Below are 18884 nucleotides of genomic sequence, written 5' to 3'. Positions count from 1 at the left end.
CCGCCATAATCTTTAAGCTGTACACCACTAAAAAACCGAATGGCATCGGCAACATTTAAGCTATTTAGCTGAGCTAATGTTTCGCTATTTAACGTCTGAACAGGAACTGGAGACACATGTGCTTGATGCTGCGTGACATTGTATTTTAAAACGACTTCGTTTAGAGTTGTTGTAGACACAGAATCTTTATCTTGAGCCATAGCAGACCAAGACAACAAACACCCGATAAATAAATTACAATAAAACGATTTAAAAAATCTCACCTCATCTAGTTTTATACGAACGAGGAAAGATGCCACAGCAAAACTATGGTACTCTCTAAAGAGAAGAATAATTAAGATTCTAATCCCAAGCTTTTATCCCCGAAAGCTATTTGAATTACTAGAAAAAAGGCAGGTCTTCTGACTTACTCCTTCCACCTGGCCTTCCCTTTCTATTGAAAAGTGACCCTAAATTAGGCTTCAGTTTTGAGCTTACAGCTGCGGGACAGTTTCGGATTTACACCGAATTCCCTTTTAATGTTTACGTAAATAAAAACGCAACAACCAATTTTCTTTATACTTTTAAAAGTGCAAATTTAACGAAATATTCACATCAAAAACTACTTAAATTTTAATATCATAATATTAAAATATTTCTTAAACTAATTTTATAACAACATTTTAGAATAACTAATTACACTTAAAAGCATGCAAAAGTAAAGGCTTTACAGATTATAATTTATGACTATTATCATACCTTATTATTTTCTGAAATAAATAATATTGAGTCGCTTTAAAAGCCTAATATTTTTGTAGTTAATTAAGTATATTAAGATCTGATACTGTAGATAGATTTATTCTTTAAATTCTAATTTAGAGATGCGATCTTGTCCAGCGGCATAGGCCAAAGAATCGTTTACAAATCTAATGGTATAGAAAGATTCATCGCTAATATGTTTCCAAGTTAAACCGCCATCATGAGACAGATCTATTCCATTAAAACTAACGGCAACAAGACCTTGCGCATCACTATTAGGGATGTATTGCACACAGCTTTTATAACCTGGAGCTTTGCCGTCTGAGATTAATTCCCAAGTTGTCCCACCATTAGACGTTTTCATTTTATTAGCTGTATTTAATTCTGGTTTTGTGTAATCTCCTCCAACGGCAAAACCATTATAATCGTCATAAAAATCTATAGAATATATACCTTGTGTTGGCTCTGTATTTAGCATTGGTGTTTCTATACTTACCCAAGACACACCTTTATTACCTGTAAAATAAATGGTTCCTGTTGTAGTGGCAATCCATGCTTTATCTCCTAACACCTTAATATTAGTATTACTTGCTGCAAATGCACCTTCGCCCTCTAAAGATTCTGGTAAAACGTCGCAAGCTAATTTTGTCCAAGTTTCACCACCATCGCGAGTAATTATAATAGACAAACAACCATTAACACTATCGCCAATAGCAAGCCCTTCTTTATCATTCCAAAACGTCATAGCATCGTAAAACACACCTTCACCATGTTCTTCATACACCAAAGTCATTTTCCCATCATCTCCTGTTTTATACAACAGCGCAGGGCTTTCAATACTCAACATGAAAAAATCGTTAGCCGTATGTGCAACCGCTCTAAAATGTAACGGTACAGAATCGTGTAATTGCGTAGAGGTTACCCATTGTGCTTTCTTCGGGAAATACAATCCATAAACTCCATTATTTGCTGCAAAAGTTAAGGTTCCATCTCCCATAAGTTCTATGGCGCGTACGCTTATTGAATCGTTATAAATATCCTGAATCTCAACAGATTTATATGTTTTAACCGTTTTTTTAACCTCTTGATTACAAGATGACATTAAAATAAAAAGTAAAAGGCTAGTTATTAATCGCATTTATTAAAATTTTAGCTAAAAATAATTAATTAAACTTACCTTTGTCCCATTAAATACACAAAATGCGATTACATAGAAATTTATGCTTTGCGGTAGTAGACGGATTAATGCTCATTTTTAATGAAGGAATTTATGCCGACAAAGTAGTACAACAATTATTAAAACGCGATAAACGCTGGGGAAGTCGTGACCGTGGCTTTGTTGCCGAAACCACTTACGAAATTGTGCGTTGGAAACGCCTATATGCTGAAATAGCAGAAGTAAAAGAACCATACGATAGAGATAATATATGGAGAATGTTTGCTGTTTGGGCAACATTAAAAGGTATAAAATTACCAGATTGGTCTTATTTTGAAAACACACCAACACGTAAAATTAAAGGACGTTTTGATGAACTTTCTAAAATAAGAAAATTCAAAGAATCTATTCCAGATTGGATGGATGAAATTGGTGCTAAAGAATTAGGTGAAGAACTTTGGACAAAAGAGATTGCCGCTTTAAACCAACAAGCAGAGGTTGTTTTAAGAACAAACACGCTAAAAATTACTAAAGACAAGTTACAAGCCGATCTTTTTGATAATGATATTGAAACCGAATTTTTAAAAGGTTATCCTGCCGCGCTTAAATTAAAAGAACGCGCTAACGTTTTCACAACAGAATCTTTTAAAAACGGACATTTTGAAGTCCAAGATGCCTCGTCTCAATTAGTAGCTGCATATCTAGAAGTAGAACCTGGAATGCGTGTGGTAGATACTTGCGCAGGAGCTGGAGGTAAGACATTACACTTAGCGTCTTTAATGGAAAACAAAGGTCAGATTATTGCTTTAGATATTTATGCAAATAAATTACACGAACTTAAACGTCGTGCAAAACGCGATGGTGCACATAATATAGAACCACGCCATATAGACTCTTCTAAAGTAATTAAAAAACTTTACGATAAGGCAGACCGTGTGTTAATTGATGCCCCTTGTTCTGGGTTAGGCGTTTTACGTAGAAATCCAGATGCTAAATGGAAATTGCAACCTGAATTTTTAGATAAAATTAGAGCAACACAACAAGAAATTATTCAGAAGTATTCAAGAATGGTAAAATCTGGCGGACAAATGGTTTATGCGACTTGTTCGGTATTACCTTCTGAAAACAGACAACAAGTTGACATTTTCTTAACATCAGAATTTGGAAAAGACTTTACATTTGTGCGCGACGAAAATGTTTACGCTCACAAAACGGGATACGATGGATTTTATATGGCGTTACTAAAGAGAAAGTAATAGTTATATAATATCTCACCTTTTTAAAAGCTAGTAAAGATTTTTCTTTACTAGCTTTTTTATTTTCGTAAATTGAGCACAAATCTAAATCAATGTTAATCTAAAAACCTCTCTATGAAACACTTTTACATTTCTTTTTTATTACTTTTTACTTCACTTTTGGGCTTTGCTCAAATCACGCCCCCAGACGATTTACAATCGTATTACAACACCGTTAATTTTACTAAAACGGGAGTAGAACTTAAGGCCGATTTAACTGCTGTTACCACAGCAAAACACGTTAATGAGTTAACATATACTCCAGGTGTATGGGAAGCTTTAAAAGTTACAGATCTTGATCCTACAGATTCAGACAAAGTCATTTTAGTTTATGGTTACGATGATACCGATGGAAGTACATCTACAGATAGAACTAGAGACAAAAACAGCAACGGTGGAAGCACAGGACAATGGAACCGTGAGCACATTTATCCAAAATCTTTAGGAACTCCAAATTTAGGAGAATCTGGACCTGGCTCTGATGCTTTAATGTTACGCCCAAGTGATATTGCTAGAAACTCTGACCGTGGAAACTTAAAGTTTGCAGATGGTACAGGAACGTCTTTCGCAACTACTGATGGTTGGTATCCTGGAGACGAATGGAAAGGCGATTGTGCACGTATTATCATGTACATGTATGTAAGATATGGTGAACAATGTTTACCTTCAAATGTAGGTTTTGGTAGTTCTGCTAGCACACCTGACGAAATGATTGACTTATTCTTAGAATGGAATGTGGAAGATCCTGTATCAGATTTCGAAAAACAAAGAAACGCATACCACGGAGATACAAGTAACACCTATGCACAAGGAAACAGAAACCCTTTTATTGACAACCCATATTTAGCAACAGTAATTTGGGGAGGCGATGCTGCACAAAATTTATGGGATGGAAACACTGCTGAAGATGACACAGAAGCTCCAACAATGCCAACAGATTTAGCATCTTCAGATATTACTGCAACTAGTACAACATTAACATGGACAGCGTCTACAGACAATGTTGCTGTAGCCTCTTATAATGTATATTTGGATGGTACATTTTTGGTAAAAGCTTATACAAATAGTATCACTATTTCAGATTTAGTACCAGGTACAACATATGCATTTTCTATTTCTGCAGAAGATGCGTCTAGTAATGTATCTGCAACCACAGCTGCTGTTTCAGTAACAACTTCAGAAGAAACAGTTTTTGATTATTGTACTTCTGAAAGTTTTGAAAATATTTCTGGAGACATTAATACATATTATGATGAAGTTACTTGGAATGGAGATAATGACTTTGCATGGTCAGCTACAGATGCTAGAATTGATCAAACTATAGACACGTCTAAAGCAATCTGTATTAGAGATGGTATCTTAACAGCAGAAGAAACTTCTGGAGGTATTGGATCTTTAACAGTGACAACTTTACGTGTATTTAGTGGAGGTTCTGGAACTTTCGACTTAGTTGTAAATGGCACTAAAGTTGGAGAAATTCCTTATTCAGAATATGCAGAAACCACAACTATCGAGAATATTAATATTGCAGGCGATGTTACAATTGTATTAAATAACAAAACAACATCATCAGACCGTATCGCAATAGATGATTTATCTTGGACATGTTATGAAAATTCAAATTCTGATTTTTGTACAGAAGAAACTTTTACTAATCTAACTTCTACTCAAGATGTAAATGATAGTCAATATGCAGATAGAACGTGGACAGGAGATAACGGATTAACATGGAATGCTACTGGAGCAAGAATAGACTTAAGTAACAATTCTAGCAAAGTTATCACGATTAGAAATGGTGTTTTAACAGCTCCAGAAACCTCTGAAGGTATTGGTTCGTTAACAGTAACAACTATACGTACATTTAGTGGTGGTTCAGGAACATTCGACTTAGTTGTTAACGGTACTGTAGTTGGACAAATCCCTTACAGTGATGAAGAACAAATTACAACCATTGAAGACATCAATGTTTCAGGTAATGTATCTGTAACTTTAAATAACATATCTTCTACTTCAGATCGTGTAATGATTGATGATTTAAAATGGACCTGTTACGATGCTGCTTTAAGTGTAGAAGAAAATACATTATCTAGTATTAAAGTATATCCTAACCCAGTAAATTCTACTTTAAACATTGCATTACCAAACGGTGAAGCAACTCAGATTAGTATTTACAACATGTTAGGTAAACTAGTAATTTCTGAAATGATACAAGCCAATACAAGTATTGATACTAAAAATTTACAATCTGGTGTTTATATTTTAAGAATGACACAAGACGATGCTACAATTAGTAAGAAGTTAATTAAAAACTAACACCTGCTACAGCTCATACAAAAGCGACCAAATTGGTCGCTTTTTTTATGGGTAAAAGACTGTAGGTATCGAAAAAAAAGACTGTTTAATTTTTCAAAAAATATCGCTAAAAAACACTAATTTTGTCCTTTCTTAAAAAACAACGCAAACCTGAACCTATGATTCATTTCTTTGGAAACGTAAACAGTAAATTATTTGCTGTACAAACAGTTAAAGAATTATCTCCTGAAACCATTTCAAAATTAACATGGCTTTTTGGCAACCAGCCTAAGCTTGAGCAAGCATCTATCGATGCTTTTTTTGTTGGTCCACGTGCCGCCATGATAACGCCTTGGAGTACAAATGCTGTCGAAATTACTCAAAACATGGGTATTCAAGACATTATTCGTATTGAGGAATTTGAAGCTGTTGCTGAAGATTTTTCAGATTTCGACCCGATGATTTCTCAAAAATTTAACGGCCTAAATCAAGATTCGTTTACCATAGACATTAAGCCAGAACCTATTCTAAATATAGAAGATATTGCGGCTTACAATGCTCAGGAAGGCTTGTCGTTAAGCGACGAAGAAGTCGCATATTTAGAGAGCGTAGCAACAAAAATTGGTCGCCCGTTAACAGATTCTGAAGTCTTCGGATTTTCACAAGTCAATTCAGAGCACTGTCGTCATAAAATTTTCAACGGCACATTTGTTATCGATGGTGAAGAAAAAGAGGTATCATTATTTAAAATGATTCGTGAAACATCAAACAAAAATCCGAACGATATTGTTTCGGCTTATAAAGATAATGTCGCGTTTGTAAAAGGTCCTATAGTAGAACAATTTGCTCCTAAAACAGCAGACAAACCTGATTTTTACGAAACAAAAAATTACGAATCTGTAATTTCATTAAAAGCAGAAACACATAACTTCCCTACTACTGTAGAACCGTTTAACGGAGCAGCAACAGGTTCTGGTGGAGAAATACGCGACAGACTTGCAGGAGGAAAAGGGTCTTTACCTTTAGCCGGAACTGCGGTATATATGACGTCGTATTCTCGTTTAGAAGAAAACCGTCCGTGGGAACAAAAAATAGATGCTCGTCCGTGGTTATACCAAACACCAATGGATATTTTAATAAAAGCCAGTAATGGTGCTTCAGACTTCGGAAACAAATTCGGACAGCCATTAATTACGGGTTCTGTATTAACGTTCGAACATAACGAAAACGCATCGTCTAGTACAGCGAAAGCTAGAAAATTAGGTTACGATAAAGTCATTATGCAAGCTGGAGGTATTGGATATGGTAAAGCAGACCAAGCCTTAAAAGACACGCCTAAAACAGGTGATAAAATTGTTATTCTTGGTGGTGAAAATTACCGTATTGGAATGGGTGGTGCCGCAGTGTCTTCTGCAGATACTGGAGAATTTGAATCAGGTATCGAGTTAAATGCCGTACAACGTTCTAATCCAGAAATGCAAAAGCGTGCTGCAAATGCTGTTCGTGGTATGGTAGAAAGTGATGAAAACTTTATTGTGTCTATTCACGATCATGGTGCTGGTGGACATTTAAATTGTTTATCGGAATTGGTTGAAGATACCGGAGGAAAAATTGAATTGGATAATTTACCAGTTGGAGACCCTACCCTATCGGCTAAAGAAATTATTGGTAACGAATCTCAAGAACGTATGGGATTAGTTATTGCTGAAAAACATTTAGAAACTTTACATAAAATTGCAGATCGAGAACGTTCTCCGATTTACGATGTTGGAGAAGTTACCGGAAACGACCGCTTTACTTTCGAGTCTAAAACGACTGGTGAAAAACCAATGGATTTAGCCTTAGAAGATATGTTTGGAAGTTCTCCTAAAACAATAATGACCGACAATACCATTGTCAGAAAATATAAAAATCCACGATACAAATCTAAAAACTTAAAAATCTATTTAGAACAAGTGTTACAGTTAGAAGCTGTGGCTTGTAAAGACTGGTTAACAAACAAAGTCGATAGATGTGTTGGTGGTAAAGTAGCCAAACAACAATGTGTTGGACCTTTACAAATTCCGTTAAATAATGTTGGTGTTATGGCGCTAGACTATAACGGAAAAGAAGGTATTGCAACTTCTATTGGGCATGCGCCTATTTCAGCTTTAATTCATCCTGAATCAGGTAGTAGAAACGCCATTACAGAATCGCTTACCAATATTATTTGGGCGCCTTTAAAAGACAACTTAAAGAGTGTCTCTTTATCGGCAAACTGGATGTGGCCTTGTAAAAACGAAGGCGAAGATGCTAGATTATACAAAGCTGTACAAGCAGTTTCAGAATTTGCAATCGACTTAGGTATTAATGTGCCTACAGGAAAAGATTCGCTTTCTATGAAGCAAAAATATCCAAACGAAGAGGTTATTGCTCCTGGAACGGTAATTATTTCTGCTGCAGGAAATTGTTCAGAAATTACTAAAGTTGTAGAGCCGCTTTTAAAAGCAAATGGCGGAAATATTTATTACATCAATATCTCTCAAGACGACTTTAAATTAGGTGGTAGTTCATTCTTCCAAGCGTTAAACGCTATTGGAAACGATACACCAGATGTTAAAAGTACCGATTTTGTTAAGACCGCATTTAATACCATTCAAGACTTAATTAAAGCGGATAAAATTGAAGCTGGTCACGATATTGCTTCTGGTGGATTAATCACGACATTATTAGAATTATGTTTTGCAGATGTGAATTTGGGAGCAGATTATGATTTTACAAACTTAAATGAAGAAGATTCACTTAAAATATTATTCTCTGAAAACGCAGGACTTGTATTCCAAGCAGATGCTTCAGTAGAAGAAAGCTTTGCAGCAAACGGTATTGAAATTTTCAAAATCGGTACAGCTAATGCTTCTGGTCAAGTAAACATTAAAAACCATGAAGAGACTTTCTCTTTCGATGTTTCTGAAATGCGAGATGTTTGGTACAAAACCTCTTACTTATTAGACAAAAAACAAACAGCAAATAACGTTGCAGATGCACGTTACGAAAACTATAAAAATCAGCCGTTACAATATACTTTCCCTAAACACTTTACAGGAACACTTCCTAAAATAGATGCCAGTAAGCCTAAGCCTAAAGCTGCTATTATTCGTGAAAAAGGAAGTAATTCTGAACGTGAAATGGCAAATGCCATGTATTTAGCTGGGTTTGATGTGAAAGATGTACACATGACCGATTTAATTTCTGGTCGTGAAACACTTGAAGATATTCAGTTTATTGGTGCTGTTGGAGGATTCTCAAACTCAGATGTATTAGGGTCGGCTAAAGGTTGGGCTGGAGCGTTCTTATATAACGAAAAAGCAAATACCGCTTTAAAGAATTTCTTTAAAAGAGACGACACACTTTCTGTTGGGATCTGTAATGGATGTCAGCTTTGGATGGAATTAGAATTAATTAATCCAGAACACGATGTGCATGGAAAAATGCTTCATAACGACTCGCATAAACACGAGAGTTCATTTACTTCCGTAGAAATTCAGAAAAACAATTCTGTGATGTTATCTACATTAGAAGGTACCACTCTTGGGGTTTGGATTTCTCATGGAGAAGGAAAATTTAATCTTCCTAAAGACGAAAGCGACTACAACATTGTTGCCAAATACGGTTACGAAGGTTATCCAGCAAATCCTAATGGTTCAGACTTTAATACAGCCATGATGTGTGATGCTTCAGGAAGACATTTAGTAACCATGCCACATATAGAGCGTTCTACGTTTCAGTGGAACTGGGCAAACTATCCAGAAGGTAGAACAGATGAGGTTTCACCTTGGCTAGAGGCCTTTGAAAATGCAAAAATTTGGATTGAAGGAAATAAAGCTTAAATTGTGTAAATTTATGACTGATAAAAGACGCAATGAAATATGCTTTAATATTTTTATTATTATTTAATTACACTTATACATTAGCGCAAAACACAACGCATCAACCTAAAATTGATGCGTTGAAAGCGCAAATACATTCTGAGACCGACCAAAGTCAAAGACTTCATTATTTAGATACCTTAGCCGATTTAATTTATCAAAAAAAAGAATTAGGTTTCGACTCTATTTCCAGAGTCACTATAGATTTAGCAATAGCATTAGACTCCTTTAATATTGCTTCTCGAAACACACAAGGTTTAATAAATTATTACAACAATGTTATAGGAGAACCTGAAAAAGGTATTATTCTTTTTAAGAAATACTTCAAAGTTGTAAAAGATCATATTTCAGATAGAAATTTAGCAGGTATACATATAGATGCTGGCGATAGTTTTTATTTTATAAAAGAAATAGACACAGCCATGTCTTATTATGACAAAGCTATAACCTACGCAGAAAAGGCCGGAAACGATCATGTTAAAGCCTTTGCAATCTTATACCAAGGATATGCCTATTCAGATGAAGGAAAATTCTCCAAAGCATCTCAACGCTTACAAGAAGCCTCTAAAATATTTCTTACAGTTAAAGACACCTTTAATATTATTGCCTCTAAAAATGCCCTATCTATATTATACAGTTCCAATGGATTTATAAAAGAAGCAAAACAAGAACGAGATGAAGCTATTGTTTTAGCTGAATTGTCTAAGAATTATGGATTACTTGTCTCTCTTTATGCTAATTCTGCAGAAGATTATAACAAGCAAGGACAACAAAAAGCGCGCATACAAAATTTGCACAAAGCAGTCTCTATAAATAAAAAATCAAACAACTTTGAATATTTTAAACCTATACTCTTACAGGCCTTAACAATTGCTTATGCAGAAAATGACAGTATAAATCAAGCTAAATCTTATTTGGATACTTTAAGATCTGATAAAAAAAACATAAAAGGCATTTATGAAAGTAATTATTATAGAGCTGCTAGCTATTTGGCGTATGCCGAAAAAGACTATAACACAGCATTACAATGGTGCTTAAAATATTCGGATCTTGTCAGGAGTTCAAATAATATCGAAAATATTGAAGATTCGGAAAGGTTATTTACCAAAATTTATGAAAAATTAAAGTTGTATGAAGATGCTTATACGCATCTAAAAGCGTCTAAAAAAATTGAAGATTCCTTAAAATCCATTCAAAAAAATAATGCCTTAAGCTATTACCAAACGCTTTACGAAACAAATAAACGCGATCAGAAAATAAAAGATCAGAACAGTGAAATACAATTATTAGACGAACAAAACACTCGTAAAGCACAATTGCTTTGGTTGAGTATTATTATACTTATTGCGCTATTTTCAATCATTTACTTATGGCGTTCTCGTAAGTATTCACAAAAGAATGCTGAACTTCAAAAAATATTTGCCCAAGATTTAATTCATAGTGTAGAAGCCGAACGTAAACGTATCTCAAGTGAATTGCACGACAGTATTGGTCAGAGTTTGTTGCTTATTAAAAATAAAATATTATTAGACAAAGACAACAATACAGATACAGCATTAGTAGATTATGCTATAGACGAGGTTAGGTACATTTCGCAACAGCTTCATCCTTTTCAATTTGAAAAACTAGGATTAATAAATTCAATAAAAAATACAATTGAAACGTTTCAGAATAATTCTACTATTTTTTATTCAGAAGATATTGAAGTTGAATCCTTAGATATTTCAAAAGATAAAGAAATTTTTGTTTATCGTATGGTTCAAGAATGTTTAAACAATGTAGAAAAGCATTCTAATGCTAAAGCGTGTAATACAAGTATAATCGATTTAAAAGATGCCATTCTTGTTGAAATTAAAGATAATGGAGATGGTTTTGACGTTACCCAAGACACCGAATTACTTAATAGTTTAGGTATGAAAACCATTAAAGAACGAGCTAAAATTATAGGTGCCCAATTAAGTATTAATTCTGTTAAAGGGAAAGGCACAACCATTCAAATTAAAGTTCAAAAACATTAAACTATGTCAACCACTATAATTCTAGCAGACGATCACCCTTTATTATTAAATGGTACGAAAGAATTTTTAGAAAAAAAATGGTTTAAAGTCATAGCTACAGCAACTGACGGTAATTCTGCTTATAATAAAATTGTAGAACTTCAGCCAGATATTGCCATCCTGGATTTTGATATGCCAAAACTAAACGGCCTAGAAATTGCTTTAGAACTAAAACGAAAAGCTATTGCCACTAAAATTGTGATCTTAACGTTACACAAACAAGAAGCTATTTTAAAGCAGGTCGGAGACACTATTCATGGTTATATTACAAAAGATAGTGCTTTGGAAGAATTAGAATCATGTTTAGAGTATTTAAAAAACGGCACAAATTATATTGGTGAAAAGTTAAAAAATAGCATTCATTTTAATGCCAATACAGATGCAAACTTTAATAAACTAAGCGCCACCGAATTAAAAATTTTAAGATATTTAGATAAAAATCTTACCAGCATCCAGATTGCCGATGAATTATTTATTTCTAAACGTACGGTAGAAAAACACAGAAGTAATATTATTAAAAAGTTAGAAATAGATACCTCCAACCAAAATGCACTCTTTATTTGGTTGAAAAATCATCCAAACACGTTTAATACGTAGTCTTACGTATACTATTTTAATACCTTAATTTATAGCTTTACAGCTCACCAAACTATAAATTACTGTTATTGAAACACATAACTATTTTACCCCAAATAATTATTGGGTACTAAATGTTTTTTCTATTGAATTATTCAATACAGAAACGTACGCCATTCAACCAGATGGTTTTAGTTATATAATTTATAGTGTAGACAACACAAATGCTACGGCATATTATAAACCGTTCCTTACACCTTTAATATTGCAACCAGAAACACTCGGCATGTTTTATATCGCTAAATGCAGACCGACTTATGTGGGGTATTTAGTGAAACATCAGGTTAAGATGATTTCTAATACGCCTAAAGATTTTTTGTCTGTTTTATCATCAAATTTGTTAAAAAACATAACACCTACTATACTTGACAATATTTTGATGCATTTACAGGTTCAAAATAAGAATGCAACGTTAGCTCAACTTAAAAGTCATTATCAATGTACACATCTAAATGTTGAAGCACTTTTCAAAGAAAATATTGGTTTAACTTTTAACGCCTATCAGAACATCGCATTTAAAAGTACGTAAACCTACGCATTGTAAGGCTTTAAAAAAAAGTATAATTTAGCCATACCTTATAAAACTATAGTCTATTTTTTAATATGCTATACGTGTTATAAAAATCCAAAACATATTGTATCAAACAATATAAAAGTGCTATTAATCTATAAATATCAGGCTAAGATCTATTGTTCTTAGCCTGTTTTTTTTTGATTAAAATTAACCTCTAAATAATTACATTTTAAGAATAAATAGGCTGAAAAAATTTACCCTTTATTTTATCACTATTTTTTTTGAGACCTCTTGTACTTTTACAATGTAAGTTCCTGTTTTAAAATTCTGAATATCTATTTCTGCTTTAGATGTATTAAAGATTTTTGCAAGAACTAATCGTCCAGCCATATCTGAAATTTCCACCAAGCCTAAAGTTTGATTTCCTAAAGCAATATTTAAAATAGCACCTTGAGATGGCACCGGATAAATTTTAAGCTGTTGTTCTAATTTTATGATATCTCCTAATCCTAAAGTTTTATCCGTTCCGAATCCAACTGTTACACCAATATCTGATTGTGAATAAGGAAACATATCGCCTCCTGCATTTAATTCTTCTGCACCAGTATCAAAAGATGCAGATCTAGGACCACCAAGAATATCTGTTGTTAAAAACGCATACGATCCAATACCTGCATCAATCGCAGCACTCCCACTTACAATATAATAAAATGTAGCATTAGACCCCAACAATCCCGAACTTACACTGATGTTATCATTAGTATCTGTAGTAATATCCCAAGATCCGTTTTGTTTAATATTCCCTTCCATTATAGAAGCATCTCCAATTGGAGCTGTCGTAAGTTGAATAGCTTTGGTGGTGTTTTCGTAAATTACATTATTGGCTACTATTAAATTTTCTGGAGCAAGCGTATTTGTACTTTTTATTTTAGTCCCAATTCGCAGTCCATAATCGCAGTTTACAAGTGTATTATTTACAATACTTACGTTTTTAACCTGATAATATTCGTTTAATGCACTGTCTGGTTTTCCGTTAGAAACATTAATCCCTCCGGTTCCTCCAGATGTAGAGCCGTCTGGTTTTTTAGAGTTAACACCTTCAATGTAATTATTGTAAATTAAGTGATCTTCTCCCATAACACGTATTCCACCACTAAAAACATTTTTATTAGCAAAAAAGAAATTATTATACACTTCGCAACCATTTCCGTGTCTCAGTGTTAAGGCTCCTTGATAATCATCGAATGTGTTATTATAGTATTTATTTTTTCCACTTTTATTAGAAATCACTTCAATTTCACCGCTAAAATTATAGAAATAGTTATTGTAAACTTCGGTATAAGAATCTGATAATGATGTAGAACTACTTCCTATTCTAATGGCATCTTGATCGTTTAAATCATTAATCTCGCCAACAGGTGTACGATCGGCAAAATAATTATGATGAATTTTATGATAATTAGCCTCTGTAGAACTTCTATTATCATTTATTATACTACCTACGCCATGTTTCCCTATAAATGAAGAATAACTTACTTCATTATTTGTTCCGCGTAATAAAATCCATTTAAATGTATCTTCTTCTTGAGCTGTTGTACCATTATACGAGTCTATTTGAATATTGGTAACCGTACAATGATTACAATCGTTAGACGATTTAAATTCAATAACAGGAATATCTGTATCTAAATTTGAAGGGTTTTGAAACACCACATCTTTAAATATAATGTATGCGCCTCCCATTTTCACATAAGAATTTCCTTCAAAAAAAACACTTCCAGGAGTTTCTGCCTGTATTGTTATAGGCTCATTTTCTGTTCCTATTTTATTAATACTGAGCTGCACATTACTCCATGTTTTATCTGCAAGTGTAATTGTTGTTCCTGCAGTTGCATTAGAAATAGCAGACTCTAATGCTGCAGTTGTACTTACTACTTGTCCGTAAGTAGACAGCTTAAATACAAGTACAATAATTGTTAAGACATTAGATAGTTTAGTTATTGTCATAGTTGTTTGTTTATAAATAGTCGTATTAATTAGACTTTAGGTTGTTACATAATTAGTTTCGAATATAAATCAAAAATCAAACCAAATTACCTCGTATTAGATATTGGTTTGCTTGTAAAAATGAGTCACAACATCATCGTAACTTTTAATCGTTTTTTTAATCCAATCCATACGTTTTTCTACTTGTTCTGCTTCAGAAAGTCGCCAATCGATATCTGTTTGTTTCAATTTAGTCGTTACATGTTGTAAAATAATAGCTGCAGAAACAGAAATATTTAAGCTCTCTGTAAATCCTACCATAGGTATTTTCAAAAAGCAATCTGCTTCATCTAAAACAGTTTGAGATAAGCCTTCTGTTTCTCTTCCAAAGAAAAAACAGGACGGTTTTGTAACATCAAAATCATGTAATTCACAATCGTTTTCATGTGGCGTAGTCGCTACAATCTGATAGCCTTTTTGTTTTAAATCTGTAATACAATCTTTCACATGATTGTAGCGATTAAGATCGACCCATTTCTGTGCTCCCATAGCAATCTCTCGATCTATTTGTTTGGAGTTTCGCTCTTCAACTATATTCACTTCTTGAATACCAAAAACATCGCAACTTCGTATCACTGCGCTGGTATTATGTAATTGATAAACGTCTTCTGTTGCGACCGTAAAATGTTTGGTGCGTTGTGGTAAAACAGCATCAAATCGGGCTTTGCGATTAGGCGTTATAATAGTCTCTAAATGTTCTAGAAGTTTTAAATCGATCATGAATATAAATTCAGTATTATGAATCTTCTAATTTATAAAAATGATTTCTTATTTTTAACTAATGAAACATATAGTTGTACTTAGTGGCGCTGGAGTAAGTGCCGAAAGTGGTTTAAAAACCTTTAGAGATGCCGATGGATTATGGGAAGGTCACAATGTTATGGATGTGGCTACTCCAGAAGGTTTTGCTAAAAATCCAGAATTGGTTTTAACTTTTTATAACGAACGCCGGAAACAACTTCTTGAGGTTAAACCTAATTCTGCTCATTTCGATTTAGCCGCATTAGAACAGGATTACAAAGTGACTATTATCACTCAAAATGTAGACGATTTACACGAACGCGCAGGCAGCACAAACGTTATCCATTTACATGGCGAATTATTAAAAGCAAGAAGTATAAAAAACAATGATATTCTTCCTTGGAATACAGATATGAAACTAGGCGATTTATGTGCCCAAGGTCACCAAATTAGACCTCATATAGTATGGTTTGGAGAAGCTGTACCTATGATAGATGAGGCGATAGAAATTTGTAAAACAGCCGATATTTTAATTATTGTGGGCACATCTATGCAAGTGTATCCTGCAGCAGGATTAAAAGATTTTGTAAAGTCTGGAACGCCTATATTTTATATAGACCCTAAGCCTGCAGACATACACGATAAATACGTTACAACCATAAAAGAAAAAGCATCTACAGGTATGAAAACCGTAATAAAAGCTTTATCTTCTCAATAAACACAACACAGAAATACTTCAATCGAAAAAGATTAAAACTGTTGTAAATTAATATTCTTTATACTACTTTTAGTTGATGACAGATGCCGAAATAGAACAAGAAAATGCAGCCATTGCAAAAGCTTACAAAGACCTTTTAAAAGTTAGTTATCGCACCTTAACAGACGATGATAAAAAACTAATTCGTAAGGCGTTTGATGTTGCTGTAGAAGCACATAGCGAACAACGCAGAAAATCTGGTGAAGCTTATATTTTTCATCCCATAGCGGTTGCACGTTTAGTTGCTAAAGAAATTGGTCTAGATGCAACATGTATTGCTGCTGCCCTTTTACATGATGTTGTAGAAGATAATCCGAATTACACCATAGAAGATATTGAAAATCTTTTTGGTAAAACCGTTGCTGTAATTGTAGAAGGATTAACTAAAATTTCTTCGATGCAAAAAGACATGGAAGATGTGTCTTTACAAGCGGAAAATTTCCGTAAAATGCTTCTTACACTTAATGATGATGTTCGTGTTATTATTATTAAAATAGCAGACCGTTTGCACAATATGCAAACTATGGACTCTATGCGTCCGGACAAACAAATTAAGATTGCCAGCGAAACGCTTTACATTTATGCCCCTCTAGCACACCGTATTGGACTGTATAATATAAAAACAGAATTAGAAGATTTAGGTTTAAAATATACAGAACCTGAAGTGTATTTCGATATTCTGAATAAAATAAAAGAGAGTAAAGAAGAACAAGACGAATACATTAGAGAGTTTAACGAGTTAATTGAAACATCTTTAGACAAGGAAGGTTTACACTACACCATAAAAGGACGTCCGAAATCCATATTTTCTATCCGTAGAAAAATGATGAAGCAAGGCGTATCTTTTGACGAAGTTTACGATAAATTTGCCGTTCGGATTATATATAAAAGTGATACTGCCAATGAAAAATTCTTGGCTTGGAAAATTTATTCTATAGTTACAGATCATTTTCGTCCAAACCCTATTCGATTAAGAGATTGGATTTCTTCACCTAAATCTACAGGTTACGAGGCCTTGCATATTACTGTAATGGGACCAAAAGGGCGTTGGGTAGAAGTACAAATAAGAAGTGAGCGCATGAACGAAATCGCAGAAAAAGGTTACGCGGCTCACTACAAATACAAACAAGGAGATACTAAAGAAGACAGTTTAGATACTTGGGTTGCAAAATTACAAGAAGCCTTAGAAAGTAACGAAACCAATGCGGTTGATTTTGTTGAGCAATTTAAACTCAATTTATATTCTAAAGAAATCTTTGTTTTTACACCTAAAGGCGATTTAAAATCTTTACCTAAAGATGCCACGCCTTTAGATTTTGCATTCAATATACATACCGAAGTTGGTATGCGTACTCGTGGTGCTAAAGTAAACGGTAAGTTAGTCCCGCTTAGTTATAAACTTAATAGCGGAGATCAAGTAGACATATTAACATCAGACAGTTCTAAACCCAATGCAAACTGGTTAGATTATGCCACAACTGCTAAAGCTAGAGGTAAAATTAAATCTGCTTTAAAAGAAGACAAAAAAAGTATTGGTGAAGATGGTAAAGAAATTTTAAGACGTAAATTAAAACAACTTAAAATAGATCTTAATGAAAAATCGGTTAACGAATTGGTTCATTTTTTTAAATTAAAAACCAGTTTAGATTTATTTTACCGCATAGGTATTGGTGCAATAGACAACACCATGTTAAAATCTTATGCATCTTCTAGAAGCAATGCACTTGTTAGTTTCTTTAAAAATAAAATAACACGTCGTGCAAATGTTTCTAAGGAAGAGCTTGAAAAAGAAGAAGTCACTTCAAAATACGATTTACTTGTTTTTGGAGCGGAAGAAGAAAAATTAGATTATAAACTCTCTAATTGCTGTAATCCAATTCCGGGAGATCAAGTATTCGGATTCATATCTGTAAACGAAGGCATCAAAGTACACAAGAAAAACTGTCCAAATGCCGTATCTTTGCAATCTAATTACGCATATAGAATTATTCAAGCCAAATGGATTGATTCGTCACAACAAGCATATTCTGCGCAATTAATTTTATCGGGAATAGACAATATTGGTATTGTAAATGACATTACAAAAATCATTTCATCAAACATGCACGTCAATATTAAAAGTATAAGTTTTAAAACAAATGATGGACTATTCTCAGGGAAACTGAATGTAATTGTAAAGAATAATTCAATGCTGAATAAATTAGTTACGAATCTAAAAAAAATTAATGGTATAGATAAAGTGTCTAGAGTCTAAAAATATATGTAAATTTGCGGTTGAAATTATGAGTTTAAAATCAGATACAAAAAATCAGGACATTGTAAAGAATGTCTTCACCAAATTCCTAGAAGATAACGGTCATAGAAAAACACCTGAACGTTATGCTATACTTCAAGAAATTTACGATAGTGAAGTTCATTTCGATATAGAATCACTATATCTAAACATGAAAAACAAGAAATATCGTGTTAGTCGTGCAACCCTTTACAATACTATAGAGCTTCTATTAGGTTGTGGCTTAGTTAGAAAACATCAGTTTGGTCAAAATCAAGCACATTACGAAAAATCGTATTTCGATAAACAACACGATCACGTTATCTTAACAGATACCGGTGAAGTTATCGAATTTTGCGATCCAAGAATTCAATCTATAAAGAAAACAATCGAAGAAGTTTTTGATATTGAAATAAAAAATCATTCGCTATATTTTTATGGCAACAGAAAAACAACAACCAAATAATATACTTTT

Annotated in this window: 12 protein-coding genes, 1 pseudogene and 1 riboswitch; of the genes and pseudogenes, 9 read left to right on the top strand and 4 right to left on the bottom strand. The window is 33.5% G+C overall.

The features are described from left to right. Together AST99_RS09050 and AST99_RS09045 are read right to left on the bottom strand one after the other, a co-directional pair. Positions 1–263 (bottom strand): annotated as a pseudogene (locus AST99_RS09050) (Plug domain-containing protein); the annotation flags it as partial. A 111-nt stretch (positions 264–374) separates the two neighbouring features. Continuing rightward, positions 375–565, bottom strand: a riboswitch (cobalamin riboswitch). Positions 566–835: 270 nt separating this feature from the next. After that, complete coding sequence (locus AST99_RS09045; RefSeq protein ID WP_057781518.1) at positions 836–1876, bottom strand: WD40/YVTN/BNR-like repeat-containing protein; 1041 nt, start codon at positions 1874–1876, stop codon at positions 836–838. Positions 1877–1938: 62 nt separating this feature from the next. Between AST99_RS09045 and AST99_RS09040 the strand changes: the two genes are divergently transcribed. The 6 genes from AST99_RS09040 to AST99_RS09015 all read left to right on the top strand — a co-directional run bounded on the left by AST99_RS09040 (position 1939) and on the right by AST99_RS09015 (position 12608). After that, positions 1939–3150 carry an RsmB/NOP family class I SAM-dependent RNA methyltransferase gene (locus AST99_RS09040; protein ID WP_057781517.1) on the top strand — a complete coding sequence of 404 codons (1212 nt, stop codon included), beginning with the start codon at positions 1939–1941 and terminating at the stop codon, positions 3148–3150. A gap of 114 nt (positions 3151–3264) precedes the next feature. Next, complete coding sequence (locus AST99_RS09035) at positions 3265–5502, top strand: endonuclease (RefSeq protein WP_083495653.1); 2238 nt, start codon at positions 3265–3267, stop codon at positions 5500–5502. A 158-nt stretch (positions 5503–5660) separates the two neighbouring features. Beyond that, the gene (gene purL, locus AST99_RS09030; RefSeq protein WP_057781515.1) at positions 5661–9347 is read left to right on the top strand and encodes a phosphoribosylformylglycinamidine synthase; all 3687 of its coding nucleotides are present in this window, start codon (positions 5661–5663) and stop codon (positions 9345–9347) included. A gap of 32 nt (positions 9348–9379) precedes the next feature. Beyond that, on the top strand, positions 9380–11404 hold the full coding sequence (locus AST99_RS09025; RefSeq protein WP_057781514.1) for a tetratricopeptide repeat-containing sensor histidine kinase: 2025 nt from the start codon (positions 9380–9382) through the stop codon (positions 11402–11404). Positions 11405–11407: 3 nt separating this feature from the next. Further along, positions 11408–12040 (top strand): response regulator transcription factor, encoded by a 633-nt coding sequence (locus AST99_RS09020; protein WP_057781513.1) that lies wholly within the window; start codon positions 11408–11410, stop codon positions 12038–12040. Positions 12041–12284: 244 nt separating this feature from the next. Continuing rightward, a complete protein-coding gene (locus tag AST99_RS09015) occupies positions 12285–12608 on the top strand; it encodes a hypothetical protein (RefSeq protein WP_157486344.1) in 324 nt (107 codons plus the stop codon). Between the two features lie 246 nt (positions 12609–12854). On the opposite strand, the gene AST99_RS09010 is transcribed toward AST99_RS09015, so the two are convergent. Continuing rightward, on the bottom strand, positions 12855–14600 hold the full coding sequence (locus AST99_RS09010; protein ID WP_057781511.1) for a chondroitinase-B domain-containing protein: 1746 nt from the start codon (positions 14598–14600) through the stop codon (positions 12855–12857). 96 nt (positions 14601–14696) lie between these two features. Continuing rightward, a complete protein-coding gene (locus tag AST99_RS09005) occupies positions 14697–15359 on the bottom strand; it encodes a TrmH family RNA methyltransferase (RefSeq protein WP_057781510.1) in 663 nt (220 codons plus the stop codon). A gap of 61 nt (positions 15360–15420) precedes the next feature. Here AST99_RS09005 and AST99_RS09000 point away from each other — a divergent pair, with 61 nt between their 5' ends. The 3 genes from AST99_RS09000 to AST99_RS08990 all read left to right on the top strand — a co-directional run bounded on the left by AST99_RS09000 (position 15421) and on the right by AST99_RS08990 (position 18875). Beyond that, a complete protein-coding gene (locus tag AST99_RS09000) occupies positions 15421–16098 on the top strand; it encodes an SIR2 family NAD-dependent protein deacylase (RefSeq protein WP_057781509.1) in 678 nt (225 codons plus the stop codon). A gap of 76 nt (positions 16099–16174) precedes the next feature. After that, positions 16175–18391 carry a RelA/SpoT family protein gene (locus AST99_RS08995; RefSeq protein ID WP_057781508.1) on the top strand — a complete coding sequence of 739 codons (2217 nt, stop codon included), beginning with the start codon at positions 16175–16177 and terminating at the stop codon, positions 18389–18391. 28 nt (positions 18392–18419) lie between these two features. Beyond that, positions 18420–18875, top strand: coding sequence for a Fur family transcriptional regulator (locus AST99_RS08990; protein ID WP_057781507.1), 456 nt, complete (start codon positions 18420–18422; stop codon positions 18873–18875). Positions 18876–18884: the final 9 nt, after the last annotated feature.

This window comes from Formosa algae (assembly GCF_001439665.1).
Taxonomy (GTDB): Bacteria; Bacteroidota; Bacteroidia; order Flavobacteriales; family Flavobacteriaceae; genus Formosa; species Formosa algae.
Note: the sequence above shows the minus strand (reverse complement) of the source record. Positions and strands in the feature narration are given on the sequence as shown.